General features: G+C 66.1%; 23 protein-coding genes and 1 tRNA gene. 13 read left to right on the top strand and 11 right to left on the bottom strand.

Translation table 11 applies throughout. The features are described from left to right. Positions 1 to 330 precede the first annotated feature (330 nt). The 4 genes from EXZ48_RS25025 to EXZ48_RS25040 all read left to right on the top strand — a co-directional run bounded on the left by EXZ48_RS25025 (position 331) and on the right by EXZ48_RS25040 (position 3620). Positions 331 to 594: a hypothetical protein gene (locus EXZ48_RS25025; RefSeq protein ID WP_023514766.1), complete on the top strand. Its 264-nt coding sequence runs from the start codon at positions 331 to 333 to the stop codon at positions 592 to 594. 284 nt (positions 595 to 878) lie between these two features. Next, complete coding sequence (locus tag EXZ48_RS25030; RefSeq protein ID WP_130519118.1) at positions 879 to 2255, top strand: M10 family metallopeptidase; 1377 nt, start codon at positions 879 to 881, stop codon at positions 2253 to 2255. 218 nt (positions 2256 to 2473) lie between these two features. After that, complete coding sequence (locus EXZ48_RS25035; RefSeq protein ID WP_130519120.1) at positions 2474 to 2809, top strand: hypothetical protein; 336 nt, start codon at positions 2474 to 2476, stop codon at positions 2807 to 2809. A 64-nt stretch (positions 2810 to 2873) separates the two neighbouring features. Continuing rightward, a complete protein-coding gene (locus tag EXZ48_RS25040; protein ID WP_130519122.1) occupies positions 2874 to 3620 on the top strand; it encodes a trans-aconitate 2-methyltransferase in 747 nt (248 codons plus the stop codon). 187 nt (positions 3621 to 3807) lie between these two features. Here EXZ48_RS25040 and EXZ48_RS25045 read toward each other — a convergent pair whose 3' ends face one another. Together EXZ48_RS25045 and EXZ48_RS25050 are read right to left on the bottom strand one after the other, a co-directional pair. Next, on the bottom strand, positions 3808 to 4248 hold the full coding sequence (locus EXZ48_RS25045; RefSeq protein WP_024271220.1) for a DUF3597 domain-containing protein: 441 nt from the start codon (positions 4246 to 4248) through the stop codon (positions 3808 to 3810). A 165-nt stretch (positions 4249 to 4413) separates the two neighbouring features. After that, positions 4414 to 4488, bottom strand: a tRNA-Gln gene (locus EXZ48_RS25050). Between the two features lie 226 nt (positions 4489 to 4714). On the opposite strand from EXZ48_RS25050, the gene EXZ48_RS25055 reads away from it, so the two are divergent. Next, the gene (locus tag EXZ48_RS25055) at positions 4715 to 5011 is read left to right on the top strand and encodes a cupin domain-containing protein (RefSeq protein WP_023517389.1); all 297 of its coding nucleotides are present in this window, start codon (positions 4715 to 4717) and stop codon (positions 5009 to 5011) included. Next, positions 5008 to 5952, top strand: coding sequence for an MBL fold metallo-hydrolase (locus EXZ48_RS25060; protein ID WP_130519124.1), 945 nt, complete (start codon positions 5008 to 5010; stop codon positions 5950 to 5952). Before EXZ48_RS25055 ends, EXZ48_RS25060 begins: the two co-directional genes overlap by 4 nt. A gap of 31 nt (positions 5953 to 5983) precedes the next feature. Here EXZ48_RS25060 and EXZ48_RS25065 read toward each other — a convergent pair whose 3' ends face one another. Beyond that, a complete protein-coding gene (locus tag EXZ48_RS25065; protein ID WP_130519200.1) occupies positions 5984 to 6889 on the bottom strand; it encodes a DUF1499 domain-containing protein in 906 nt (301 codons plus the stop codon). A 258-nt stretch (positions 6890 to 7147) separates the two neighbouring features. On the opposite strand from EXZ48_RS25065, the gene EXZ48_RS25070 reads away from it, so the two are divergent. Together EXZ48_RS25070 and EXZ48_RS25075 are read left to right on the top strand one after the other, a co-directional pair. Beyond that, positions 7148 to 7531, top strand: coding sequence for a hypothetical protein (locus EXZ48_RS25070; protein ID WP_088016479.1), 384 nt, complete (start codon positions 7148 to 7150; stop codon positions 7529 to 7531). A 202-nt stretch (positions 7532 to 7733) separates the two neighbouring features. Continuing rightward, positions 7734 to 7991 carry a hypothetical protein gene (locus EXZ48_RS25075; RefSeq protein ID WP_023516954.1) on the top strand — a complete coding sequence of 86 codons (258 nt, stop codon included), beginning with the start codon at positions 7734 to 7736 and terminating at the stop codon, positions 7989 to 7991. Positions 7992 to 8029: 38 nt separating this feature from the next. Here EXZ48_RS25075 and ppdK read toward each other — a convergent pair whose 3' ends face one another. The 5 genes from ppdK to EXZ48_RS25095 all read right to left on the bottom strand — a co-directional run bounded on the left by ppdK (position 8030) and on the right by EXZ48_RS25095 (position 16441). After that, positions 8030 to 10696 (bottom strand): pyruvate, phosphate dikinase, encoded by a 2667-nt coding sequence (ppdK, locus tag EXZ48_RS25080; RefSeq protein WP_023516955.1) that lies wholly within the window; start codon positions 10694 to 10696, stop codon positions 8030 to 8032. Positions 10697 to 10964: 268 nt separating this feature from the next. Continuing rightward, a complete protein-coding gene (locus EXZ48_RS35005) occupies positions 10965 to 11111 on the bottom strand; it encodes a hypothetical protein (RefSeq protein ID WP_037408656.1) in 147 nt (48 codons plus the stop codon). A 103-nt stretch (positions 11112 to 11214) separates the two neighbouring features. After that, on the bottom strand, positions 11215 to 14679 hold the full coding sequence (locus EXZ48_RS25085; protein ID WP_130519126.1) for a chromosome segregation SMC family protein: 3465 nt from the start codon (positions 14677 to 14679) through the stop codon (positions 11215 to 11217). Between the two features lie 216 nt (positions 14680 to 14895). Next, positions 14896 to 15726 carry a DsbA family protein gene (locus EXZ48_RS25090; protein ID WP_130519128.1) on the bottom strand — a complete coding sequence of 277 codons (831 nt, stop codon included), beginning with the start codon at positions 15724 to 15726 and terminating at the stop codon, positions 14896 to 14898. A gap of 193 nt (positions 15727 to 15919) precedes the next feature. Continuing rightward, positions 15920 to 16441, bottom strand: a complete 522-nt coding sequence (locus EXZ48_RS25095; RefSeq protein WP_023516536.1) for a DUF721 domain-containing protein — start codon at positions 16439 to 16441, stop codon at positions 15920 to 15922. Positions 16442 to 16604: 163 nt separating this feature from the next. Between EXZ48_RS25095 and mutY the strand changes: the two genes are divergently transcribed. After that, the gene (mutY, locus tag EXZ48_RS25100; RefSeq protein WP_165909420.1) at positions 16605 to 17705 is read left to right on the top strand and encodes an A/G-specific adenine glycosylase; all 1101 of its coding nucleotides are present in this window, start codon (positions 16605 to 16607) and stop codon (positions 17703 to 17705) included. Beyond that, positions 17702 to 18319 carry an HAD family phosphatase gene (locus tag EXZ48_RS25105; RefSeq protein WP_023516538.1) on the top strand — a complete coding sequence of 206 codons (618 nt, stop codon included), beginning with the start codon at positions 17702 to 17704 and terminating at the stop codon, positions 18317 to 18319. The genes mutY and EXZ48_RS25105 overlap by 4 nt, the downstream gene beginning before the upstream one ends. A gap of 325 nt (positions 18320 to 18644) precedes the next feature. On the opposite strand, the gene EXZ48_RS25110 is transcribed toward EXZ48_RS25105, so the two are convergent. Continuing rightward, positions 18645 to 19775, bottom strand: a complete 1131-nt coding sequence (locus tag EXZ48_RS25110; RefSeq protein WP_130519132.1) for a site-specific DNA-methyltransferase — start codon at positions 19773 to 19775, stop codon at positions 18645 to 18647. Positions 19776 to 20009: 234 nt separating this feature from the next. Between EXZ48_RS25110 and EXZ48_RS25115 the strand changes: the two genes are divergently transcribed. Further along, on the top strand, positions 20010 to 21680 hold the full coding sequence (locus EXZ48_RS25115) for a VWA domain-containing protein (protein ID WP_245462352.1): 1671 nt from the start codon (positions 20010 to 20012) through the stop codon (positions 21678 to 21680). Positions 21681 to 21769: 89 nt separating this feature from the next. On the opposite strand, the gene EXZ48_RS25120 is transcribed toward EXZ48_RS25115, so the two are convergent. After that, positions 21770 to 22117 (bottom strand): antibiotic biosynthesis monooxygenase, encoded by a 348-nt coding sequence (locus tag EXZ48_RS25120; protein ID WP_023512586.1) that lies wholly within the window; start codon positions 22115 to 22117, stop codon positions 21770 to 21772. Further along, positions 22114 to 22443: an NIPSNAP family protein gene (locus tag EXZ48_RS25125; RefSeq protein ID WP_023512587.1), complete on the bottom strand. Its 330-nt coding sequence runs from the start codon at positions 22441 to 22443 to the stop codon at positions 22114 to 22116. Before EXZ48_RS25125 ends, EXZ48_RS25120 begins: the two co-directional genes overlap by 4 nt. A gap of 125 nt (positions 22444 to 22568) precedes the next feature. Between EXZ48_RS25125 and EXZ48_RS25130 the strand changes: the two genes are divergently transcribed. Both EXZ48_RS25130 and EXZ48_RS25135 read left to right on the top strand, forming a co-directional pair. Beyond that, on the top strand, positions 22569 to 23249 hold the full coding sequence (locus EXZ48_RS25130; protein ID WP_130519134.1) for a helix-turn-helix transcriptional regulator: 681 nt from the start codon (positions 22569 to 22571) through the stop codon (positions 23247 to 23249). Positions 23250 to 23416: 167 nt separating this feature from the next. Beyond that, entirely contained in the window at positions 23417 to 24106 is a 690-nt protein-coding gene (locus tag EXZ48_RS25135) for an HAD family phosphatase (RefSeq protein ID WP_023512589.1), read from the top strand. Positions 24107 to 24175 lie beyond the last annotated feature (69 nt).

Genomic DNA, 24175 nt, shown 5'->3' on the forward strand with positions numbered 1-24175 from the left:
GTTCGTATCTACGGCAATGATTGGCAACGAATGGGTGTTTTCAGGCGCGTTTTGGCGCCACGAGCTACTGCGAAAAATGCCGGATTTCCAGGCTTTCCGGGCTCATTCTCGTTGTTCGGGACGTGGGGGTCGAGTGTTCGAATCACTCCACTCCGACCAGCTCGAACCCCTGAAATTCAGGCGGTTCTGACATTCTCCCGAATCCCAAAAAAATCCTTCCTAAGCCCAGCAGACCGCTCGCAGCATCCCGCGCGGCTTTGCGATCTTCATCAAGATAGGATAACGGTCCGGCTTCGCGAACATTGCCCGGATTCACCTTCGAGGAAGACCATGGCCAAGAAACCCAAGCTCGAGCATTCCGAACTGTCCGGCGAATATACCGAGGACGGCGTCACGGTCCTCGTCGACATCTTCCGCCCGGCCGGAACGCAAGAGGACTGGAAGCTGGAGGTCGTCACGGAGAAGGAAGATCTCTTCGAATGGGACGAGCCCTTTGCCACGGACCGGGAAGCCTTCGACGAATTTCTCGCGACCGTCGCCCGCGACGGCATCCAGTCGTTCCTCGAAGACGACGACGTGCCGACGACGCATTGACGGCGACCGGCCAACCGCACCCTCCCCAGCGCCGAAAACACCCCACCGCGATTGCGGGCGGGGCTTTTCCGGCGACGAGCAGGCAAGGCGGGCACGAAAAGCGCACATACGACCAAATTTGTTCTTCCGCTCGTGAATAAGGCTTCTTGCATGAACGTCTTGCCGCCATAAGATGCCATGGACTCACGGCGGGGGCCGATCCGAAGCTGCAACGATGCACGCCGGCGGTGACGATACGCGCCCGAAAACGACAACACACGAACTCTGCTTGAAGGGGTACAGCAATGACGGGAACGGGCAAACTCACCAAGACAGTCACCGCGACGGGATCACAGTTCGTCGATTCCGTTCTCAGCGGCTTCGCCTGGGGCGGCACCGGCGTCACCTATGCCTTCCCCACATCGACGAGCAGCTACTCCTACAGCGGCGAGCCCGACAACAATTTCGGGGCCGTCTCGGCCATGCAGAAGAACGCCGCACTCTTCATCATGGAGAAGAGCTTCGGCGGCGGTGCGAATGACGGTTTCTCCGTCGAAGGGTTCACCAACCTGAATTTTTCTGCCGGCACGACCAGCACCGCGATCTTGCGCTTCGCCCAGTCGGACGATGCCAAACCGACCGCCCACGCCTATTACCCGGACACCGGCGCCACCGGCGGCGACATCTGGTTCAGCACGGAATATGCCGGCACCATCAACGATTACCGCACGCCGAAGGCCGGCAACTACGCCTGGCACACGCTCGTCCACGAACTCGGCCATGCGCTCGGCCTGAAGCATGCCCATGAAACCGATACGTTCGGTGCGATCCAGAGCGAATGGAACAGTCCCGAATACTCGGTGATGACCTACAACTCCTTCGCCGGCGACAATGCCAGCGGCTATCAGTACGAAGAGTTCGGCGGTCCGCAGACCTTCATGATGGCCGATATCTACGCGCTGCAGCACATGTATGGCGCGGACTACACGACGAACAAGGGCGCAACCGTCTACAAGTGGAAGCCGGGCAGCGGCGATACCTTCGTCAACGGCAAGGTCGCCATCGATGCCGGCGGCGACCGCATCTTCGCCACGGTCTGGGATGGCGGCGGCACCGACACCTACGACCTCAGCGCCTACAAGACGGGCGTCGAGATCGATCTGCGTCCTGGCGCCTATTCCATGTTCAGCAAGACCCAGCTCGGCTATCTCGGCGGCGGGCCGAACGACGGCTATGCCCGCGGCAACATCTTCAACGCGCTGCTCTTCAACGGCGATCTGCGTTCGCTCATCGAGAACGCCAAGGGCGGCTCGGGCAACGACACGATCCTCGGCAACCAGGGCAAGAACTACCTGATCGGCAATGGCGGCAGCGACACGCTCAAGGGCGCGGCCGGCAATGACAAGCTTGCCGGCGGCACGGGCAACGACACGCTGACCGGCGGCAAGGGCTCGGACATCTTCATCTTCAAGAAGGGTTACGGCCGCGACACGATCACCGACTTCAAGAACAATGTCGATGATATCGACCTGCGCTCCTACAATTTCTCCAGCGTCAACAAGGTGTTGGCCAAGGCCGATCAGGTCGGCAGCGACGTGCATATCGAGCTCGGCGGCAACGACGTCCTGATCCTCAAGAAGTTCAGCCTCAGCAATCTCGACAAGGGCGACTTCCTTCTGTGACACCCGCTGCGCGGGGGCCCGGTGCGAAACCGCCGGGTCCTCTCCGCAGGCGGTTCCCGCTGCACCGCAAACTGTTGCAAATCCGCACGTTTGAGACGTCTTCGCTGGGGACGACGGCAAAGTTGGCGCGGCGGCGATTCCCCTTTTCGGCGCGCTGCGCTATGGCGGTGCCAGGCTCACATTCACGGCCGCACCAAAGCCCCAAGGAAATGGCACCCATGAACTCCCGCATTGCAATTCTGGCAGGCGTCGCGCTTGCCCTCGCCGGATGCACCACCGTCTCCGTCGCGTCCAACCCGTTGCAGGCCCGCTGGAACGGCAAGACCGCCGGCAGCTTCTTCGCGGCCAATGGCCCGCCGATCTCCGACACGGCCGGCGCGGGCGGCACGACGCTCTACAAGTGGCGCGGCGGCTTCGTGAAGGGCAAGTCCTGCACCGTGGAGCTGGCGGTGAGCGAGGCCTACCGGATCAACACCATCCGCGCCGTCGGCGACCGCGTCGATCCGAAGGGCGGCCCGACCCATTGCGAGAAGGTTCTCGACGCGGCGTCGTAAGCGGCAGCCTGACCGACCCTCTCCAAGGCCGCGCGAAAACGCGGCCTTTTTCTTGGAGCACACCATGGACGAAGACCGCCTCTACCACGACCCGGAGCTTGCCGATTTCTACGACCTGGAAAACGGCTGGGAGCGTTCGCCGGATTTCGCCTGTTGCAAAACACTGGCCGAAGGGGCGGAGAGCGTGCTGGATCTTGGCTGCGGCACGGGCGCGCTTGCCGTTGCACTCGCCGGCGGCCGCACGGTGGTCGGTGTCGATCCGGCCCCGGCCATGCTCGCCATCGCCCGCGGAAAGCCTGGTGCCGAAGGCGTCGACTTCGTCGAGGGCGACGCACGTACGCTGCGGCTCGGCCGCCGCTTCGCGCTGGTCGTGCTGACCGGCCATGCCTTCCAGGTCTTCCTGACGCGGGAAGATCGCGCCGCGGTCCTCGCGACCATCGCCGCGCATCTAGCGCCCGACGGCCGCTTCGTCTTCGACAGCCGCAATCCCGCCTGCCGGGAATGGGAGGAATGGGGGCCGGAGGCGTCGATGCGCCTCGTCGATCATCCCCGCTTCGGCCCCGTCGCCGCCTGGAACGACGTCGCCCACGATGCCGCGACGGGCATCGTCACCTACGGCACCCACTACGAGATCCGCGCCACCGGAAAACGCCTCTCCGCCGTCTCCCGCATCGCCTTTCCCGAAAAGGCGGAGCTGGAGACGCTTATCGCCGGGGCAGGCCTGCGCGTGGACCGCTGGCTCGGGGACTGGGAAGGAAACGACTGGCAGCCGGGCACACCGGAACTGATCCCGCTGGGCGGGCTTGCCTAGGCATCTTCGGTAAACATGGGTTCACCGGCAACGCTCTAGCCACCGTTCAGGGCGGGATGACGGGCTGTGGGCGTTCGGAAGGCCTACGCGCGTGCCTGACAACGACGGCGCCCTGCGTGGGGACATGCGATGCAGGTGGCCTGTTCCAGACGCCCGCCGGGCTTTGCCGGCGGGTGTCTGCTTTCGATCAGTCCAGCAGATCGGCAGGCACCTTGCCGCCGTTTTCGGCGAGGGCCTTCAGCAAGGCCTTGTGCAGCCAGATGTTCATGCTGGCGGAATCGTTCTTGTCGCCGGTATAGCCGAGCTCGTCGGCCAGCTCCTTGCGCTCCTTGAGGCTGGCATCCATGCCGAGGGCCTTCATCATGTCAACGATGGAGCGGCGCCAGTCGAGCTTCTGGCCATTCTTGGCAACGGCCGCGTCGAGGACCGCGGCGACGTCCACCGGCTGGCTCGGCGTGGCGACGGCGGGCTGGCTTCCGGTCGTTTTCGCCACCGTTTCGCTGCCGGCCGCCGGCGTGGCGGAAACATCCGCGGTTGCCGGCTTCACGGCTTCGGCCGTGATGGTTTCCGCCGGCTTTTCCTCTGCCTTGCCGAAAAGCTTTTCCTTGATGGAACTGAAGATACCCATGTCTTGCTCCCTGTTGATCTCTACCGGCTCTGACTCGGCAAGACCAACATAGAGGCGCCGCTCTTCATTTCAATGAAAGCTGCGCATGGAGAGGGAGAAACGATGCGGGTCGCCGGCCTGGCTATCACCAGTCCTGCAGCGCAGATGAATCCATGGGGAAAGCCGTGGCTGGGGCGCCAGGATTCGAACCTGGGAATGCCGGTACCAAAAACCGGTGCCTTACCGCTTGGCGACGCCCCAACACGGCGCAAGCCTGATAGCAAAGGCGGGCGGCATGGACAATGCTTAACTTCCGGTTCGGGGTGATTATTCTCCGGGCGGTACGTGCGAATGGCGACGAACTGCCGCTTGGTGCTTGGCAGGGGCGCGAGGCGGCGATAGGGTCCGGTCGAACGATCGCCTTTCGGCGGGCGTCCGGCACCGGCCGGGCTTTCCCCGCCCTGCCCTTTCCCGTGAGGAGCCCGCCATGCCCCAGTTCCGCGCCCGCCCGCCGGCCGTACCCACCGTTCTCCTCGACGATGCCGTCGTGCGTGTCACGCGCTGGGATTTCGAACCGGGCGCCGATACCGGCCATCATGTGCACGGGCTCGGTTATGTCGTCGTGCCGATGACCGATTGCGACTTCCTGATCGAGGAGGAGACCGGCGACCGGCGGGTGCACACCAAGACGGGCGCCGTCTACCGGCGCGAGGCGGGCGTGGCACACAATGTCGTCAATGGCGGCGACGCGCCGATGAGCTTCATCGAGATCGAATACAAGTGACGACGGCAAGCGACACTGGCCGGGAAGCGCCGCGGTTCGACCTCGAATTCAAGCCCGCCCATGGCGAGGCCGTGCCCGTGGCGACGCGCGTGCAGCGCATCACCGTCAACAATCCGGGCCCCTTCACCTTCCACGGCACCAACAGCTACATCGTCGGCGACCGCTCGGTGGCGGTGATCGACCCCGGCCCCGAGGACGAAGCGCATTTTGCGGCGCTGATGCGGGCACTCGCCGGGCGCGACGTGACCCACATCGCCGTCAGCCATACGCACCGCGACCACTCGCCGCTCGCCCGCCGGCTGAAGGCGGAGACGGGCGCGATCATCGTCGCGGAAGGGCCGCACCGCGCCGCACGGCCGCTGCATGCCGGCGAGAGCAATCCCTTTGCGGAAAGCGCGGACGTGGACTTCGCGCCCGATATCGCGCTTGGCCATGGCGAGAGCGTGGCGGGCGACGGCTGGGCGCTGACGGCACTGCTCACCCCCGGCCATACCGCCAACCATGCCGCCTTCGCGCTCGACGGGCCCGACGGCATCGTCTTTTCCGCCGACCATGTCATGGCCTGGGCGACCACCATCGTGGCGCCGCCGGATGGCGCCATGGCGGACTACATGGCCTCGCTCGAACGGCTTCTGGAGCGCGACGACCGGCTCTACCTGCCCGGCCATGGCGGCCCCGTCACCGAGCCGGCGGCCTTTCTGCGTGGGCTGAGGACCCACCGGCGCATGCGCGAGCGGGCCGTGCGCGAGCGTGTGCGCGCCGGAGACCGGCTGATTGCGGACATGGTGAAGGTGATCTACCGCGAAACGGATCCGCGCCTGCATGGCGCGGCGGCACTTTCCGTGCTGGCGCATCTGGAGGACCTCGTCGCGCGCGGCGAGGTGGTCACGGAAGGCCCGCCCGCGCTGAAGGGGCTCTATTTCCCCGCCCCCGGCCTCTGAGGTTTTCGACACAGCGGCGGATCGAAGGGCCTCAGTCGCCGGCAATGCCCAGGAGTTCGGCGTCGAGCGCCTTCAGGTAGCCTTCGACCAGTTCCGCGCCAATGCCGAGATCGTGCGGGCCGTAACGCGAGGCGGCGCGCATGTCGACGAGCGTCGTCTCCGCCTCCTCGCGCAGGCGGATGACAAGATCGAAGCGGAAGCCGAAGACCGGCGAGCGCCACTCCCCCTGCAGGAGAACGTCGCCGGGACCGCCGATGCGGGGAAGAAGCGGCGTATCCAGCGGGCGCGCCTCGGGGATCGGCACGTCACCCAGCGCTTCCTGGCTCTTGGCCACCTTGGCCGGATCGACGACGAGGTCTTCGAGGTCGGCGAGGATGTTGTCGAGCCCGTCCTCGGCGGTGATGGTAATGCCATAGGCGGCGGCGACCTTGCGCACCCCCTGGTAGACACGGTCGAGCGCGCCGTCGTAACGGCGGCCCGAAAGGCCGGGATAGGCCTCGAGCTGCACCGCGCGGTCGCGCGGGCCGACCGGGCCGATGCGCGGCAGCCAGTCCTGCTCGGCGGCGGGCTCGGCAAGCCAGGGCGGGGCGGTGGCCGTATCCGTCGTCACGTCGTAGAGCGCCGGCTTGTAAAAATAGGCATAGGCGGCAGCACCGGTGAAACCGAGCGGCAGCAGGCAGAGCAGCAGCGCCATCAGCGCCGCCTTGCCGCCGCGCGCGCCGACATGCCAGAGTTGCGCGAGACCGATCGCCGCCAGCAGCATGGCAAGGACGGCCATGGCGGCGGAAAAGCCGGCCAGCGCCAGTAAGTGCGGCGTGGTGAGCGGGCCGAAACGATGCGACAGCACGACGGCGACGAACAGCAGACAGGAAAACAGCGCCATGCGCCGCGCCCAGTGCGCCGCATGCGAAACGGGCCGTTCGTACTGGATCGTGATTGCCATGGCCTCACCGGATGCGCGCGCGGCGCTCGCTGCCGCGTCCTTTTCCTACTGCAAATTTGCCGAAACCGGAATCGATTTAAGACATTGCGGCGTACCGTTCAGGTTCTACGGAAACCTGAAGCACCGCCCACCGCGCCATGCGACCTCCTGGCCGGGGACAACATGCGGCAGAGCGGCAAAAATCCTTGCGTGCCGCAAATTCGCCACGCTCGTTAACGACGGTTTACGAACGGGGGTAGACCAAGGAGCAAGATGATGTTGCCGACGCAGACGGCCGCCGACACCGCTATCACCGCGCCCACGGGCGAACCCGCACTCCCCCTGGAGCTTCTGGAGCTCGAACTGTCGCTCGACGGCTTTTCCGGCGACGAGGCTGGCTTTGCCGAGGCCGTGCGCACTGCCGCCGGCCAACTGGGCGGTGACTTCCTTTTCGACCTGCCCGCCTCCGGCCTTGCCGAGGATTGCCGGCGCATCGCCGCGCTGCGCGTGCCGCAGGGCGAGGGTGGCGCGCTCGCCGTGGTCTTCGCGTTGCTCGATGCGGAGGGGACCGCCATTCGCGTGGAGGCGCCCGACGAGACGACGAAGGACCTCAAGCGATTCGCCGATGCCTTCGTGGATGTGCTGCAACGCATCTAGGTACAAGGCCGCGACCGAGTCGCCACTGCGCTTCGGGATCCTGACTGCACGACTGCCATTGCCGCAAGGCGGCTGCACCCTCGTGCACGGCCGGCTTGGGGACGGCCCCGGCGCACTCCGCCCGGGTGGAGATTGCCGGAAGCCCTTGCCGCGGCGCGCCGACGGGCCTATCCATGGCGCGCAACAGTTCGCCGGAGCCCGCATGCCCAAGATGCTTCTTCGTTTCGCCGCCCTCGCCGCCACCGCCCTTTTCCTCGCCGGCTGCCAGACGGCTGCCGAAGTGCGCGCCAATGACGAGGCCAAGTGCCGGTCCTACGGTTTTCGCCCGGGCACGGACGCCTTTGCCGAATGCCTGCAGCGTATCGAACTCGACCGTCGCGCGGACTTCCGCGCGGCGCGCCTGCAATCGCCGATGTGGGACCGGCCGACCTATATCTATGTGCCCGTTCGGCGGCGCTAGAGCCTTTCCAGCCGAAGCGAGACACAGCACAGCGGTCGTCAGGCCTTGCCGTTGAACGCCGCCTGCGCTGCGGCAAGCCGGGCGATCGGCACGCGGAAGGGCGAACAGGAGACATAGTCGAGCCCGGCCTCCTCGCAGAAATGGATCGAGGCCGGGTCGCCGCCATGCTCACCGCAGATGCCGAGCTTCAGGTCGTTGCGCGTGCTCCGGCCGCGCTCGGCGGCGATGCGGATGAGTTCGCCCACCCCGTCGAAATCAAGCTGCACGAACGGGTCCTGCTCGACGATGCCCTTCTGGATATAGGTCGACAGGAACGCCGAGGCGTCGTCGCGTGAAATGCCGAAGGTCGTCTGCGTCAGGTCGTTGGTGCCGAAGGAGAAGAACTCGGCCGATTCGGCGATGACATGGGCGCGAAGGGCGGCGCGCGGCAGCTCGATCATCGTCCCGACGAGATAGTCGATGGCGACGCCGGTTTCCGCGATCACCGCCTTGGCGACCGCCTCGATGCGGGCCTTGACGTAATCCAGCTCCGCCTTGAGGCCGACGAGCGGCACCATGATCTCCGGCTCGACGGCCGCACCGGTCGTCTTGGCCGCCTCCGCGGCGGCCTCGAAGATGGCGCGCGCCTGCATCTCGGCAATCTCCGGATAGGAGATGGCAAGGCGGCAGCCGCGATGGCCGAGCATGGGATTGAACTCGTGCAGCGTATCGACGCGCCGGCGCAGCGCCGCCTCCTCGATGGCAAGGGCGGTCGCCACTTCGGCGATCTCCTCGTCGCTCTTCGGCAGGAACTCGTGCAACGGCGGATCGAGCAGGCGGATCGTCACCGGCAGACCGTGCATAATCTCGAACAGTTCGGCGAAATCGGAGCGCTGCATGGGCAGGAGTTTCGCCAGCGAGGCGCGGCGACCGGCTTCATCCTCGGCGAGAATCATCTCGCGCATCACATTGATGCGGCTGCCTTCGAAGAACATGTGCTCGGTGCGGCAAAGGCCGATGCCCTCCGCGCCGAAGGAGCGCGCCGCGCGGGCATCCGCCGGCGTCTCGGCATTGGTGCGCACCTTCATGCGGCGCGTGCGGTCGGCCCACTCCATGATGCGGCCGAAATCGCCCGACAGTTCCGGCTGGAGCATGGGGATCTCGCCCTTCAGCACCTGGCCGGAGGAGCCGTCGATGGTGATGACGTCGCCCTTCTTCAGCGTCACGCCATGGGCGACGAGAAGCTCGTTACGCAGATCGACGCGCAGCGTGCCCGCGCCGGACACGCACGGCGTGCCCATGCCGCGGGCGACGACGGCCGCATGGCTGGTCATGCCGCCGCGGGTGGTCAGGATGCCTTCGGCGGCATGCATGCCGTGAATGTCTTCCGGGCTCGTCTCGATGCGCACGAGAATGACCCTGCGCCCCTCCTCCTGCGCCGCGACGGCGTCTTCCGAGGTGAAGACGATCGCGCCGGTCGCCGCGCCCGGCGAAGCCGGCAGGCCGGAGCCGATGACGTCGCGCCGTGCGCGCGGATCGATGGTCGGGTGCAGAAGCTGGTCGAGCGAGGCGGGATCGATGCGCGCGACGGCTTCGCCCTCGCTGATCAGGCCTTCCGTCGCCATGTCGACGGCGATCTTCAGCGCGGCCTTTGCCGTGCGCTTGCCCGAGCGGGTCTGCAGCATCCAGAGCTTGCCGCGCTCGATGGTGAATTCGAGGTCCTGCATGTCGCGGTAATGCCGCTCCAGCCGGTCGCAGATGCCGCGGAACTCGGCAAAAGCCTCCGGCATCAGCTTTTCAAGCGACGGACGGTCGGAGCCGGAGGCGATGCGCGCCTCCTCGGTGATGTTCTGCGGCGTGCGGATGCCGGCGACGACATCCTCGCCCTGTGCATTGACGAGGAATTCGCCGTAGAGCTTGTTCTCGCCCGTCGAGGGGTTGCGCGTGAAGGCGACGCCCGTGGCGGAGGAATTGCCGAGATTGCCGAAGACCATGGCCTGAACATTCACGGCCGTGCCCCAGACGGCGGGAATGTTGTGCAGCGTGCGATAGGTCACCGCGCGCGCGTTCATCCAGCTCGCGAAGACGGCGCCGATCGCGCCCCAAAGCTGGACTTCCGGATCCTGCGGGAACGCTTCGCCCAGCTCCTCCTCGATCGTCTCCTTGTAGCGGGCGATAACGTGCTGCCATTCGACGGCCGAGAGCTCGGTATCCTGTTCGTGCCCGAGCCGGCCCTTCTCGTCCTCCAGGATCTCCTCGAAGACCTCGTGGTCGAGCCCCATGACAACGTCGCCATACATCTGGATGAAGCGGCGGTAACTGTCCCAGGCAAAACGCGCATCGCCGGCATCATGGCCAAGCGCCTCCACCGTGCGGTCGTTGAGACCGAGGTTGAGGACCGTGTCCATCATGCCCGGCATGGAGGCGCGCGCACCGGAGCGTACGGAAAGCAGCAACGGCTTCGTCATGTCGCCGAAGAGGCGGCCGGTGATGCCCTCCATCTGGCGAAGCGCGGTGCGGACCTGATCCTTCAGATCGTCCGGCAGCCGGCGGCCGTTGTCGTAATAGTGGTTACAGGCGGAGGTGACGATGGTGAGCCCGGGCGGCACCGGCAGGCCGAGATTGCACATTTCGGCGAGGTTCGCGCCCTTGCCGCCGAGCGTGTTGCGATCGCCCGCGCTGCCTTCGGCGCGGCCTCCCCCAAAGGTATAGACCCACTTGTTCATGCACGCCTCCCCATATGCGTCCTGACAATCTACATGAACTGCATCTTGTTGAAAACGCGGCATGACGCGTTTTTTGTTGCAACGCATCAAATTTGCGACGGCAATGCAACATTACGAGAGCCAAATAAAAGCCGTGCCCCAGCGGGAACACGGCCTTGAGCAATTCCAACAAAGAGCGAGGCGCCTTTGCCGGAACTGCGGCGAAAGAACTGCGGGAGTGTTTTCGCATCTCGAAGACGGCGGACAAGCCCCGGTGAAAAAACCGGCTTCAATTCCCCTCGATGGAAAGCCCCTGCTGGTCCAGACGGATCTCGACGCCGTCAGGCTTCTTCTCCTGCTGCCAGGCATAATAGGAAAACCCGGCCACCACGACGACGAGGGCGCCGATGATCATGTAAAGTGCGTCTCTGCTCACGTTTGATCCCCAATTGCACAAGATCCTGCGGGAACGGCAGGCGCTGTTCAATGCATGAGAGGGGTGTTTGTTCCGCTGCGTCACCGTCCAAAAAGAGGAACGGCTACGACGCCTCGCGCAGCTGCTCGGCCGTCTGCAGGTCGACGGAGACGAGCTGGGAGACGCCCTGTTCGGCCATGGTGACGCCGAAGAGGCGGTTCATGCGGGCCATGGTGATGGGATTGTGCGTGATGATGACGAAACGGGTCTCGGTGGAGGCCGCCATCTCGTCCATGAGGTTGCAGTAGCGCTCGACATTGTGGTCGTCGAGCGGGGCGTCCACCTCGTCGAGCACGCAGATCGGCGCCGGATTGGTGAGGAAGACGGCGAAGATCAGGGCCATGGCCGTCAGCGCCTGCTCACCGCCGGAGAGCAGCGTCATGGTCTGCGGCTTCTTGCCCGGCGGGCGGGCGAGGATTTCGAGGCCGGCATCGAGCGGATCGTCGCTCTCGATGAGCTGAAGCTCGGCCGTGCCGCCGCCGAAGAGATGAGTGAAGAGGCGCTGGAACTGCACGTTGACCACGTCGAAGGCGGCCAAAAGCCGCTCGCGGCCTTCGCGGTTGAGGCTCTGGATCGCCGAGCGCAGCTTGCGGATCGCCTCGATGATGTCCTCGCGTTCGGCGACGAGCGCCTCGAGCTTTTCGGTCAGCTCCCGCTGCTCCTCCTCGGCGCGCAGGTTCACCGCGCCGAGCCGTTCGCGCTCCATCTTCAGACGATCGAGATCCCGTTCGCGCTCGCGCGGATCGGGCAGCGGGCTGCCGGCGGGATGGCCGGTCAGCCGCAGGGCCTCGTGCGGGGCGCAGTTCAGCGCCTCGCGGATGCGCGCCTCGCCCTCGACGCGGCGCTCGCGGGCGGAGACGAGGCGTTCTTCCGCACGGCCCCGGGTCTCGCGGGATTCGGCAAGCTGCGAGAGCGCGGTGGCGGCCGTGCGGTCGGCCTCGCGCTGGCGGTTCTCCGCCTCCTGCAGGGCATCAGCGGCCTCGCGGCGGGCAGCCTCGGCATTGCTGAGGCCGGTCAGGAGTTCGCGGCGCTTGTCCTCGATCTCGTCGGGCGCCTCGGCCAGCTCCTCCATCTCCTCATGCGCCTCGGCTTCGCGCTCGCGCAGGGTGGCGATATGGTTCTCGGCATTGGCGGCGCGGCTCCGCCATGTCTCGCGCTCCGCAGAGATCGACATCAGGCGCCGGCGGCGATCGGCCATTTCGCGGGCAAGCCCGTCATGGCCGGCGCGCGCTTCGGCCAGCGTCGCCCGGTCGGTCGCGACATCCATCGTGTGGGCGCGAAGGCGCAGGTCGAGATCGGCAAGATCGGGCGCCTCCTCCAGCGCCGCACGGGCATCCTCCAGCGAGACGGCGGCCTCTTCCACCTGTGCCTCGATCTGCGCGCCGGTTTCGAAGAGCACCGCCCTGCGGCGGATGAGATCACCGGAGGCCCGTTCGGCCGCCTCCAGCCCCTCGCGTGCCTCGGCAAGGGCGCGGGTGGCGGTGCGCTGGGCCTCGCGCGCCTGCTGCTGGCGCTGCGTTTCGGCACGGATGGTCTCGCCGGCACGCGAAAGGTCGGCTTCCGCACCGCCAAGCGCGGCGCGCGCGTCTTCCATCTCTGCTTCGAGCTCGGCAAGGCGGTTCTTCTGTTCGAGGCGGAGCGCGGCGGCGCTCGGCGCATCGGCACCCGTGACATGGCCGTCCCAGCGAAAGACCGCGCCCTCGCGGGTGACGAGCCGCTGGCCGGCCTTGAGCTGCGGCAACAGGGACAACCCCTCCTCCGCGCTGCCGGCAATACCGATCTGGGAAAGGCGGCGGCCCAGCACGTCGGGCGCACGGACATGATCGATCAGCGCCGGCACGCCCTTCGGCAGGGGTGCGTCGCCGGATGCGTCGCCGGACGGGCGCCAATGAACGGGGGCCGAGTTGTCAGCGGGCGAATCGAGGTCGTCGCCAAGCGCCGCGCCGAGCGCCGTCTCATAGCCGCGGTCGACGTCGACCGCCTCGACGACCGGCGGGAAGGAGCCTCCGGTGCTGCCGGCCTCCAGCATGCGCCGGATCGTGCGGGCTTCCGTCTCGATGCCGGCAAGCCGGGCGCGGGCGGTATCGACCGGACCGCGCAGGGCGGATTCGGCAAAACGCGCCTCCTCCAGTGCCTCTTCGACGGCGACGAGCATTTCGCCGGCCGCCTCGAGCACCTCCTCGGCGGACTGCACGGCCGCGCGGCGTTCTTCCGGGTCGGGCAGCGCGGCGATGCGGGCGTCCATCTCCTCGAGTTCGCGCGCCTGGGCGGCGTGCTGCTGGCCGAGGCGCAGATGACGTTCGGCAAGGTCGCGAATCGCCTTTTCGAGCTGGTTGCGCGAGGCCTGCGCTTCGGCGCGCTCGGCGGTGACAGAGGCAAGCGCGGCCTCGCTGCCGGAAAGTTTCGCGGCCGCGGCGTCCATCGTCTCGCGGGCGCCGACGGTGCGCTCGTCGGCCTCGGCGAGGATCTCGGCGATCTCGTCTTCCTCGGCGGTCAGGCGTTCCAGCACGGCGGCATTGTCGGCCACCATGCGTTCCTCGCGGATGATGTCCTCGGCAAGCTGGGCAAGCCGGCGTGTCAGCTCGTCACGCCGGCGCAACAGCCGGGCGGAATCCTCTTCGAGCTGCGCGCGGGCGATCTGCAGGCGCTGCAGCGCGGCGGCGAGTTTTGCCTCGTTCTCGCGCAGCTCCGGCAATTTGAGGCTGGCGACAGCCTGCTCCTTGGCCGCCTGCATCTGGGCATTGGCGCGCTCGGCAACGAGCGAGGTCGCCTGGTTGAGCTGGCTGTCGGCCTCGGCCTCGGCGTCTTTCGCCTGCGCCCAGCGGATGTGCAGCAACATCGCCTCATGGCGGCGGATATCGGCGGAAAGCGCCTTGAAGCGGTTCGCCTGGCGCGACTGGCGCTTCAGGCTCTCGATCTGGCTTTCGAGCTGCGAGGTGACGTCGTCGAGCCGTTCGAGGTTGGTTTCGGCGGCGCGCAGGCGCAGCTCCGCTTCGTGGCGGCGCGAATGCAGGCCCGAAATGCCGGCCGCCTCTTCGAGCAGCTGGCGGCGCGCCTGGGGCTTGGCCTGGATGAGTTCGCCGATGCGGCCCTGCCCGACCATGGAGGGCGAGCGGGCACCGGTGGAGGCGTCGGCAAAGAGCAGCTGCACATCCTTGGCGCGCGCTTCCTTGCCGTTGATGCGGTAGATCGAGCCGTTCTCGCGCTCGATGCGGCGGGACACCTGGATCTCGTCCTCGCCGTTGAAGGCGGCGGGGGCCGTGCGGTCGGAATTGTCGAGATAGAGGCCGACTTCGGCGGTGTTGCGCGCCGGGCGGTTGCCGGAGCCGGAGAAGATGACGTCGTCCATGCCGGACGCGCGCATGTTCTTGTAGGAATTCTCCCCCATCACCCAGCGCAGCGCCTCGACGAGGTTCGACTTGCCGCAGCCGTTCGGCCCGACGACACCGGTCAGGCCCCGCTCGATGATGAATTCGGTGGGTTCTACGAAGGATTTGAAGCCGAGCAGGCGGAGTTTGGTGAATTTCATGCGGCGCACCTGCGCGGGATGCCCCTCACCTGCCTGCCGGCATCCTCTCCCCGCAAGCGGGGCGAGGAACGATGGGCTCGCCGTATCCCTCCTTCTCCCCGCCTGCGGGGAGAAGGTCCCGACATGGGGATGAGGGGCAACGCAGTCTGATCAATCACAATGCAAAAAGCGGGCGCACGGCTTCCGCCGTCGCCCGCCAGAAATCCGGTCGAAGGGTCAGAGCATGCTGTCGATGAGGGCCGACATGGTGTCAACCGACATGTCCCCCGAATAGCGCTTGCCGTTGATCAGGAAGGTCGGCGTCGCCGCGATGCCGAATTCCTTGGCGCCGCGTTCGCGCACCGCATTCACATCATCCAGAAGCTTCTGGTTCGTCAAGCAGGCCTGGAAGCTCTCCTGTGTAAAACCGGCAAGTTTCGACATCTGCAGCAGCGCCTCGCGGCCATCCTGCGCGGCGGCCCAGGTTTCCTGCTGCTTCATCAGCATGGAGATCATCGGGAAGTACTGCGAGGCGTCCGAAAGCTCGGCCGGGTTCTGCGGCTTGCAGCGCGCCAGCATGAAGGCGGCGGCCGCGCGCGGGTCGAACGGGAACTCGCGCATGACGAAGCGGACCTTGCCGCTGTCGACATACTTCGTCTTGATCGCGTCGAAGGTGTTGTTGTGGAAGGCAGCGCAATGCGGGCAGGTCGTCGACATGTATTCGACGATGGTGACCGGGGCATTGGCCTCGCCGAGCGCCATTTCCGGCAGCGCGCCGGCCTTCATCACTTCCGCCATGTCCACGTCGCCGTCGGCGGTGGGCACCTCGACGGACTTCGCCTCGGCGGCCGGCGCCTGGGCGGTCTCGGTCGTCGTGGTCGTCGTCGTTCCGGAGGAGGTGGCCGGCGTCGAGCTTGCGCTTTCGCCCGTCGTCGTCTGGCTGGTTTCAGGAGCCTTGGCGGTCTCCTCCTTCTTCTCGTCGGAGCAGGCAGCCAGCGTCACGGCGAGCGCCGCAACGGCAACGCCGGTCGCGAGGCGCTTCATCAGGCTCATTTCGGAAAGGGACATGGTCTCTCCTGTCGGGGATGGGAATTCTCGGATCCATTGACGCAAGTCCCAAGGAGGCTGCTTCGCGCATTCCCCGGAATTGCTATGGGCACTCCCGTTATACCTGCTTTGGGGCGGGAACAAGCGGAGTTAAGGCAAGTAACTTCAAAGAATTGTGACCGTTCGATGGTCGAAAGCGAGGCTTTCGGCCGCACTAGCGGCGCCGGCCGAGCACAGCCGTGCCGAGCCGTTTCAGCGCCGCCTTCAGGGCATCGCCCTCGATGCCGTCGACGAGGTCGTCGAGATGGCGGGCGGCCGCGCCGGTCAAAGGGCGCGGCTTCGGCCGGCGGTTGGCATGGGGGCTGACCGGCTTCTGCACGATCTTCATCTGGTTCACGGCCGGAAAGCCGAAGAAGCCGTTGATGCGCTGGATGATTTCGCCCTGCTGGTGGCTGAGGAAGAGCGCGCGGGCGCCCTCGCAGGCGATCGTCAGCACGCCCGGCTGGTGGCCGCCGCCCTCGCCCGCCATTTCGGAGGCGCGGCGCGGCCAGGTGATACGCTCCGGTCGCGTGCATTCGGCAAATTCAGCGCCCGCGATTTCGTCCCACGAGCCGAGCAGCATGGTGTTGATGCCGGCGCGTTTTGCCAGCACCGGGTCAATGAGGCCGTTGGCCACTTCGCTGATCTGGACGACGCCTCGCCGATAGCCGCGCCGGGGCGCCTTGCTGGTGTTCACTTGCCTGCTCCCGATCGGGAAAATATTCCTGTTACGGCGAAAAATCGACTTGAAGATCGCCGCCTGCTTCGCCAGTTATAGAGCAATTCCAGCAAAAGTGTGCGAGCGTTTTGCGTCCGGAGCTGTGTTCGCATCATGGGTCGCTTCGACCCCGTTCAGGCCAATCATGACCCAAGCTCCCCGCGTCACGGCGCCTGCCGATCTCGTTCTTGCCTGGTATGACAGGCATCACCGCGATTTGCCCTGGCGGGTGAGCCCGCCGATGGCGGCGCGCGGCGAACGTCCCGACCCCTACCGCATCTGGCTTTCCGAGGTGATGCTGCAGCAGACGACGGTGCAGGCGGTCAAAGCCTATTTCGCGCTCTTCACCACCCGCTGGCCGACGGTCACGGACCTCGCCGAGGCCGAGACGGAGGACGTGATGAAATCCTGGGCGGGCCTCGGCTACTATGCCCGCGCCCGCAATCTCAAGAAATGCGCCGAAGCCGTGGCCTTTCAGCATGGCGGGATCTTCCCCGACAGCGAGGACGGGCTGAAGGCGCTGCCCGGCATCGGCGACTATACGGCCGCAGCGATCGCCGCCATCGCCTTCAACCGGAAGAGCGCGGTGCTGGACGGCAATGTCGAGCGCGTCATCTCCCGCCTCCACGCCATCGAAACGCCCCTGCCCGCGGCAAAACCCGAGATGCGGGCGCTGGTCGCCGCCATGACGCCGGCGGACCGGCCGGGCGACTTCGCACAGGCGATGATGGACCTCGGCGCGACGATCTGCACCCCGCGCCGGCCGGCCTGCGCGCTCTGTCCCCTGAATGCCCGCTGTCGCGTGCTCGGGCACGCCGACCCGGAGCTCTATCCGCGCAAGGCGGCGAAGAAGGCAAAGCCCGTGCGGCTCGGTGCGGCCTTCGTCGCCGAGGACGAGACGGGCGCGGTCTTCCTGCGCAAGCGCGGGGAAACCGGCCTTCTCGGCGGCATGACGGAGGTGCCGGGCAGCGGCTGGACGGCACGGATCGACGGCGAGACCGGCCTTGCCGCCGCACCCTTTGCGGCCGACTGGCAGGCCTGCGGCACCGTCACCCATGTCTTTACGCATTTCGAGTTGCGCCTCTCCATCTACCGCTCCAGGCTACCGCGCCAGACGCGGAGCGGCGACGGATGGTGGCAGGCCAGGGAAACGCTTGACGGCGAGGCGCTGCCGACCGTCATGAAGAAGGCAATAAAACAGGCCATACCCGACGCGTTTGGACGAACAGCGAGGAAAGCATGAGCAGCATCGAGATCCGACACATCGTCTTCGACATCGGCCGGGTGCTGATCCACTACGACCCGCACATTCCCTATGCCCGCCTCATTCCCGACGATGCCGAACGCAACTGGTTCTTCAGCAATGTCTGCACCCATGACTGGAACCTCGAACAGGACCGCGGCCGCGCCTGGGGCGATGCCGAGGCCCTGCTGATCGACGCGCATCCCGACCGGGCAGAGCATATCCGGGCGTTCCGCAAGCACTGGCACGAGATGGTCTCGCATGCCTATGTCGAGAGCGTCGCGATCATGGAGACGCTGATTGCCGAAGGCCGTGACGTGACCATGCTCACCAATTTCGCCGCCGATACGTTCAAGGAGGCGCGCAAGCTCTTCCCCTTCCTCGACATGCCGCGCGGCGTGACCGTTTCCGGCGAAATCGGCCTCATCAAGCCCGACCTTGCGATCTACGAGAAACACAGGCGCGATTTCGGTCTTTCGCCGGGCCACACGCTCTTCATCGACGACGCCCCGGTCAATGTCGAGGGCGCGCGCCTTGCCGGATGGAACGCGGTGCAGTTCACCGACCCCGAAAAACTGAAGGCAGACCTTGCCGCGCATGGCATCGCGCTCTGAGCAGCAGAGGGTAGAAACCGAAACGCCCGGAGCCAGAGGGCTCCGGGCGTTTTCGCATTTCCGGGACTGAAGGTACGAAAACCGGAAAAGCGATATCCGGCCTGCCCGGCCGGTTGATCGGCCCTGGCTTTCCGCAACGATTTCCGTTGCTTGGCCTGATGTGCTTTCGAAATCACACTAAGCCATTGATGGTTAACATCCGCTGAATCGCGCCAGTGGAAAATCGGGAGGCGCGACCCGAACGACCCTCCCCCAAAAAAGCCACAGCCCCCGGTGCAGGGAACACCGGAGGCCGCAGCTGGAGAAACGGTAGTTCGGTGCCGGCCTATTCCAGGCCGGCCATGCCGGAGCGCACGACGGCACGCAGCGCATCGATCGGCTTCAGCTCGGCGCCATCGGCATAGTGCCAGAACGTCCAGCCGTTGCAGGCATCGAGCCCCTGCACCCTGGCGCCGACGCGGTGAATGGAGCCGGCGTCGTTGCCCGAGGCGAGCGTACCATCGGCGCGCACGATGGCGCTGTGGCGGCGACGGGCATCGGTGAGCACCGTGCCGGGTGCGAGCAGCCCGCTTTCGATCAGCGTGTTGAAGGCAACGCGCGGTTCGGCCTTCTTGCCGCTCATCACCGACAGGGTTCCGCTGCCGAGCGGCTCGACTGCCTCGATGCGCTCGCGGGCCGCGTCGATATAGGCCTGCTCGCGCTCGATGCCGACGAAGTGGCGGCCGAGGCGCTTGGCGACGGCGCCGGTCGTACCGGAGCCGAAGAACGGGTCGAGCACCACGTCGCCGGGCTTGGAGGAAGCCATCAGGATGCGGGCGAGCAATGCTTCCGGCTTCTGCGTCGGATGCACCTTCTTGCCGTCCTCACCCTTCAGGCGCTCACCGCCGCTGCAGATCGGGAACAGCCAGTCCGAGCGCATCTGCACGTCGTCGTTGGCGGCCTTCATGGCGTCGTAGTTGAAGGTGTAGCCCTTGGCCTTCGGATCGCGCGTCGCCCAGATCATCGTCTCGTGCGCGTTCTGGAAGCGGCGGCCCTTGAAGTTGGGCATCGGGTTGGTCTTGCGCCAGACGATGTCGTTGAGGATCCAGAAGTTGAGATCCTGCAAGGTCGCGCCGACGCGGAAGATGTTGTGGTAGGAGCCGATGACCCAGATCGTGCCGGTGGGCTTCAGCACGCGCCGGCAGGCGAGCAGCCAGGCGCGGGTGAAGGCGTCATAGGCCTCGAAGGACGCGAACTGGTCCCACTCGTCATCGCAGGCATCGACCAGGCTCTGGTCGGGACGGTGCAGCGCACCGCCAAGCTGCAGGTTGTACGGCGGATCGGCAAAGATGACGTCGACGGACTGGTCCGGAAGCGCCTCGAGCGCGGCGACGCAGTCCCCCTTGATGATCGTGTCGAGCCAGCCGCTCTTGCGGGGCGAACGGGAGACGTCTGCAAGCGAAAGGACAGATGGCATTGAATACTCGCTGATACGCTGACTCGGAACTGAACTGGGGCTTATGGTTACCGAAGATGGTTACCAAAGGCTGAAGGGCCTGGAGAAAAAGCCAAATACGTTTCGCAACGGGATTTGCGCGCTTCATTCAAGGAACCGCGAATAGACGCCCCGCCTCGCCCGTCATGAAACAGCATCGCTGAGCCTTGCCGGCGTGGACGGCTGGCGTTTCCAGGGAAAACGGGGAGGAAAGACGTGCGTTTGAAAGCCGCCTTCATGCTTCTGGCGGGGCTTCTTGCCGCCACAGAGACGATTGCCGCCGACAAGACGATGATCGTGCTCGACGCGTCCGGCTCCATGTGGGGCCAGATCGGCGGACGCAGCAAGATCGAGATCGCCCGCGAGACGCTGGGCACGGTGCTGAAATCGGTGCCCGCGGGCACCGAACTCGGCCTGATGGTCTATGGCCACCGCGAAAAGGGCTCGTGCAGCGACATCGAGCTGGCCGTGCCGCCGGGCGCAGGCACCGGGGAGGCGATCACATCCTTCGTCTCGGGGCTCAACCCCAAGGGCAAGACGCCGCTGACGCAATCCGTCGAGCAGGCCGCCGACATTCTCAAATACACCGAGGACAAGGCGACCGTGGTGCTGGTGACGGACGGGCTGGAGACCTGTGAGGCGGCCCCCTGTGCGCTCGCCTCCGCGCTCGAAAGCAAGGGCGTCGACTTTACCACCCATGTCGTCGGCTTCGGCCTGACGGAAGAAGAAGGCAAGCAGGTCGCCTGCCTTGCCGAAAACACCGGCGGCAAATACTTCCAGGCATCCGACGCTTCCCAGCTCGTTGCCGCACTGACGGCGACGGTGGCGGAAGCGCCGATGTCGAAGCCGGCCGAGGAAGTGGCGGAAGCCGAACCCGAGCCGGAGCCCGCCATCGCGTTCAACACGGAGTTCGACAGCGTCCTTTCCGAGGGCGGCCCCTCGCTCGGCGACAACGACAATGTGTTCTGGGAAATCTACAAGGCGGATGCGGGCGGCAAGCCGGCCGGCGACTACCTGGAGAGCCAGTACAAGGGCAAGTTTTCCGGCAACTATCCGCCGGGCAAGTATATCGCCGTGGCAACGCTGCAAAGCGCGGTCAAGCGCGAGGTGCCGTTCGAGGTGAAGGACGGCGCGGTCGCCAAGCCCTTCATCAACTTCGACGCCGGCCACCTGACGATCCACCCGAAGCGTACGCCCGAGGCTGCCGAGGACGATGCGGACGCGGCCGTGGAGATTGCCTTCGGCGGCTACTCCACCACCTATTACGGCACGGCCAAGTTCTATGCCTCGGCCGGAGACGTGAAGCTGATCGGCAAGATCGGTCCGTCCATCGTCGAGGAGACGGTTTCCGTCAAGGCGGGCGAGACCATCGAGCGCGACCTCGTCATCGGTTCGGGCGTCGTGCTCAACAAGGCGATCTATGCGGAAGGCGGGACGGCGGTGGATTCCGGCAACGTCTTCTTCGAGGTGGTGGCGGCCAACAAGAACATCGACGGCACCCGCAAGAGCATCGCCTACAATTACGGCACCGGCACGAAGCTGGACGTCCCGCCGGGCGAGCACGTTCTGACCGCAAAGCTCGGCTCGGCGACGGGCGAGATCCCCTTCACGATCAAGGCAGGGGAGATGAAGGAAGTCACCGTCAACATCAATGCCGGCGTGCTGGCGATCACCGCGCCCGGGGCGAGCTTCATCGAGATCCTCAGCGCCGCGAAGGACATCCAGGGCAACCAGAAATCCATGTCCTACAATTACGGCGCCGAATGGCAGGACACGCTGCCGCCGGGGGACTACATCGTGGCCGTAAAATACGAGGGCGACGTCGCGCCGAAGCAGGCCAAGGCGACCGTCAAGGCCGGCGAGCGCTCGGAAGTGGCGGTACAGTAGGCGGAAAGCAACCTGCCGGGAAAACAGCGGCGCCCGCCTCCCCCTTTTCGGGCGAGACGGGCGCCGCATCCGTGATCGTACCAGCCGCGCTACGCCGCGTGAAAGGCCCGGCTGTCGTCCGGGGCCTCGTTGCGGTCGTTGAGGCCGTAGTCCCTGACGACGCTGGCGATGCGCAGCCGATAGTTGTCGAAGGCGCCGTTGCGGCCGAGGGATTGGGCGGCACGGTGCTGCTCGCTGTTGCGCCAGGCCTTCACCGCCGCCTCGTCGCGCCAGAAGGAAAGCGACAGGAGGCGCGTCGGGTCGGTGAGGCTGCGAAAGCGCTCGATCGAGATGAAACCTTCGCTGCTTTCCAGCAACGGGCGGAGGTCCCGCGCGGTATCGAGATAGAGGTCGATGCGGCCGGGCGCCGGCACCACCTCGAAGATGACGGCGATCATGGCGTCACCCGCGGTGCATGCGGCAGCGAGACGTTCTTCAGGAAGATCCGGTCCTCCTTCAGGATGAAACGCTCGCTGCGGGCGAAATCGTAGTTCTCGCGGCCGAGCGGGTCGGCGGCAAGCCGGGCGCGATAGGCCTCGTAGGCGGCTAGGCTTTCAATGTTGTAGACACCGTAGGCGGTGGTGGCAGAGCCCTCGTGCGGGGCGAAATAGCCGATGAGATCGGCGCCGCACCGCGGGATCGCCTCGCCCCAGTTGCGGGCATAGGCGGCGAAGGCGTCCTTGCGGAACGGATCGATCTGGTAGCGGATGAAACAGGTGATCATGGTCGTCTCCTCGTTCTGGCCTCGTCCCGGATGCAAGAGCGCTCACGCGCCTGCTGGAATTGCCTGTGTTTACGCTGCCCTTTTCCCACATTGCCGAACGCGAATGCTTCGTCTATCATCGAAGCATGAAAGAAGGCCCCGACATTTCCCAGATCGGCGCGCTGATCGGCGATCCCGCCCGCGCCAACATGCTGACCGCGCTGATGGGCGGGCAGGCGCTGACGGCGACCGAGCTTGCAGGCGCGGCCGGCGTCACGCTGCAGACCGCCAGCGCCCATCTTTCGAAGCTGGAGGGCGGCGGGCTGGTCGCCCAGCGCAAGCAGGGCCGGCACCGCTATTTCGCGCTCGGCGACGACGAGGTGGGGCTGCTGCTCGAAAACATCATGGGTTTTGCGGCGAACCGCGGGCTGATGCGCACCCGGCCCGGCCCGAAGGACCCGGCACTGCGCAAGGCGCGCGTCTGCTACAACCACCTTGCCGGCGATTTCGGCGTGCGCATGCTCGACCAGCTGGTGGCCGACGGGGATGTGGCGCTTGACGGCGAGGACGCGGCGCTGACGCCCACCGGCGAGGCACGCATCACCGCCATGGGCATCGACGTCGCCGCGCTGAGGACCCAGCGCCGCCCCGTCTGCCGCACCTGCCTCGACTGGAGCGAGCGACGCTCGCACCTTGCCGGCTCGCTCGGCGAGGCGCTGCTCGCCCGCTTCATCGCCGACGGCTGGGCGAAGCGCGAAAAGGACAGCCGCGCCATCCGTTTCACGCCGGACGGCGAGCGACGCTTCCTGGCACTGTTCCCGGACTAGCCGCCGCATAGCTCGTCTCCGGAATCGGCAATTGTCGCCGCGCGCCCTTTCGTGTAGGGAGACCGCGGCTTCACGGGCGATCCCGCCCCTTCGTTCTACCGCAATTCCCGACGCCCATCCGCGTCCCGCCCCTTGCGGGCAATTGCGCCATTGAAAGACGGTTTGTCATGGACGGTTTCGACCTCATCATCTTCGACTGCGACGGCGTTCTGGTCGATTCGGAAATTATCGCCGCCGAGGTTGAATCGGCGCTTCTGACCGATGCGGGCTATCCGATCAGCGTCGAGGAGATGGGCGAGCGCTTTGCCGGCATGACCTGGCAGAACATCCTGCTTGCCGTCGAGCGCGAGGCCGACATCCCGCTCTCCGCCTCGCTGCTCGACAAGTCGGAAAAGCTGCTCGATGCCCGCCTCGCCCAGGAGGTGAAGGTCATCGACGGCGTCAAGCTGATGCTCTCCCGCATCCGCAAGCCCTATTGCATCTGCTCGAACTCCTCTGCACCCCGCCTCGACATGATGCTCTCGAAGGTCGGTTTGCGGGAGGTCTTCGGCCCCTATGTCTATTCGGCCAAGGACCTCGGCGCGGACCGCGTCAAGCCGAAGCCGGACATTTTCCTGCACGGCGCCAAGCAGTTCGGCGCGAACCCGGCCAACACGCTGGTCATCGAGGATTCCGTGCACGGCATCGCCGGTGCGCGCGCCGCCGGCATGCGCGTCGTCGGCTTCACCGGCGCCTCGCACACCTACCCCTCGCACGCCGACCGCCTCACCGAAGCCGGCGCCGAGACCGTGATCTCGCGCATGAGCGAACTGCCGGACGTCATCGCGGCGCTTGCCGAATGGCAGGAAGCGATCTGAGCCGATTGCATCCAGGAACAAAAAGGCCGCGGAAGCATGCTCCCGCGGCCTTTTTCATTCCCTCTGGCC

Source organism: Shinella sp. JR1-6, from assembly GCF_004284735.1.
Taxonomy (GTDB): domain Bacteria; phylum Pseudomonadota; class Alphaproteobacteria; order Rhizobiales; family Rhizobiaceae; genus Shinella.

Bases quoted from the DNA above. Each gene is read 5' to 3' on its own strand.
- EXZ48_RS25025 (WP_023514766.1), top strand. From the start codon at position 331: ATGGCCAAGAAACCCAAGCTCGAGCATTCCGAACTGTCCGGCGAATAT.
- EXZ48_RS25075 (WP_023516954.1), top strand. From the start codon at position 7,734: ATGCCCAAGATGCTTCTTCGTTTCGCCGCCCTCGCCGCCACCGCCCTT.
- EXZ48_RS25105 (WP_023516538.1), top strand. From the start codon at position 17,702: ATGAGCAGCATCGAGATCCGACACATCGTCTTCGACATCGGCCGGGTG.
- EXZ48_RS25030 (WP_130519118.1), top strand. From the start codon at position 879: ATGACGGGAACGGGCAAACTCACCAAGACAGTCACCGCGACGGGATCA.
- ppdK (WP_023516955.1), bottom strand. From the start codon at position 10,696: ATGAACAAGTGGGTCTATACCTTTGGGGGAGGCCGCGCCGAAGGCAGC.
- EXZ48_RS25120 (WP_023512586.1), bottom strand. From the start codon at position 22,117: ATGATCGCCGTCATCTTCGAGGTGGTGCCGGCGCCCGGCCGCATCGAC.
- EXZ48_RS25055 (WP_023517389.1), top strand. From the start codon at position 4,715: ATGCCCCAGTTCCGCGCCCGCCCGCCGGCCGTACCCACCGTTCTCCTC.
- EXZ48_RS25035 (WP_130519120.1), top strand. From the start codon at position 2,474: ATGAACTCCCGCATTGCAATTCTGGCAGGCGTCGCGCTTGCCCTCGCC.
- EXZ48_RS25125 (WP_023512587.1), bottom strand. From the start codon at position 22,443: ATGATCACCTGTTTCATCCGCTACCAGATCGATCCGTTCCGCAAGGAC.
- EXZ48_RS25130 (WP_130519134.1), top strand. From the start codon at position 22,569: ATGAAAGAAGGCCCCGACATTTCCCAGATCGGCGCGCTGATCGGCGAT.
- EXZ48_RS25110 (WP_130519132.1), bottom strand. From the start codon at position 19,775: ATGCCATCTGTCCTTTCGCTTGCAGACGTCTCCCGTTCGCCCCGCAAG.
- EXZ48_RS25045 (WP_024271220.1), bottom strand. From the start codon at position 4,248: ATGGGTATCTTCAGTTCCATCAAGGAAAAGCTTTTCGGCAAGGCAGAG.
- EXZ48_RS25090 (WP_130519128.1), bottom strand. From the start codon at position 15,726: ATGTCCCTTTCCGAAATGAGCCTGATGAAGCGCCTCGCGACCGGCGTT.
- EXZ48_RS25135 (WP_023512589.1), top strand. From the start codon at position 23,417: ATGGACGGTTTCGACCTCATCATCTTCGACTGCGACGGCGTTCTGGTC.
- EXZ48_RS25070 (WP_088016479.1), top strand. From the start codon at position 7,148: ATGATGTTGCCGACGCAGACGGCCGCCGACACCGCTATCACCGCGCCC.
- EXZ48_RS25040 (WP_130519122.1), top strand. From the start codon at position 2,874: ATGGACGAAGACCGCCTCTACCACGACCCGGAGCTTGCCGATTTCTAC.
- EXZ48_RS25085 (WP_130519126.1), bottom strand. From the start codon at position 14,679: ATGAAATTCACCAAACTCCGCCTGCTCGGCTTCAAATCCTTCGTAGAA.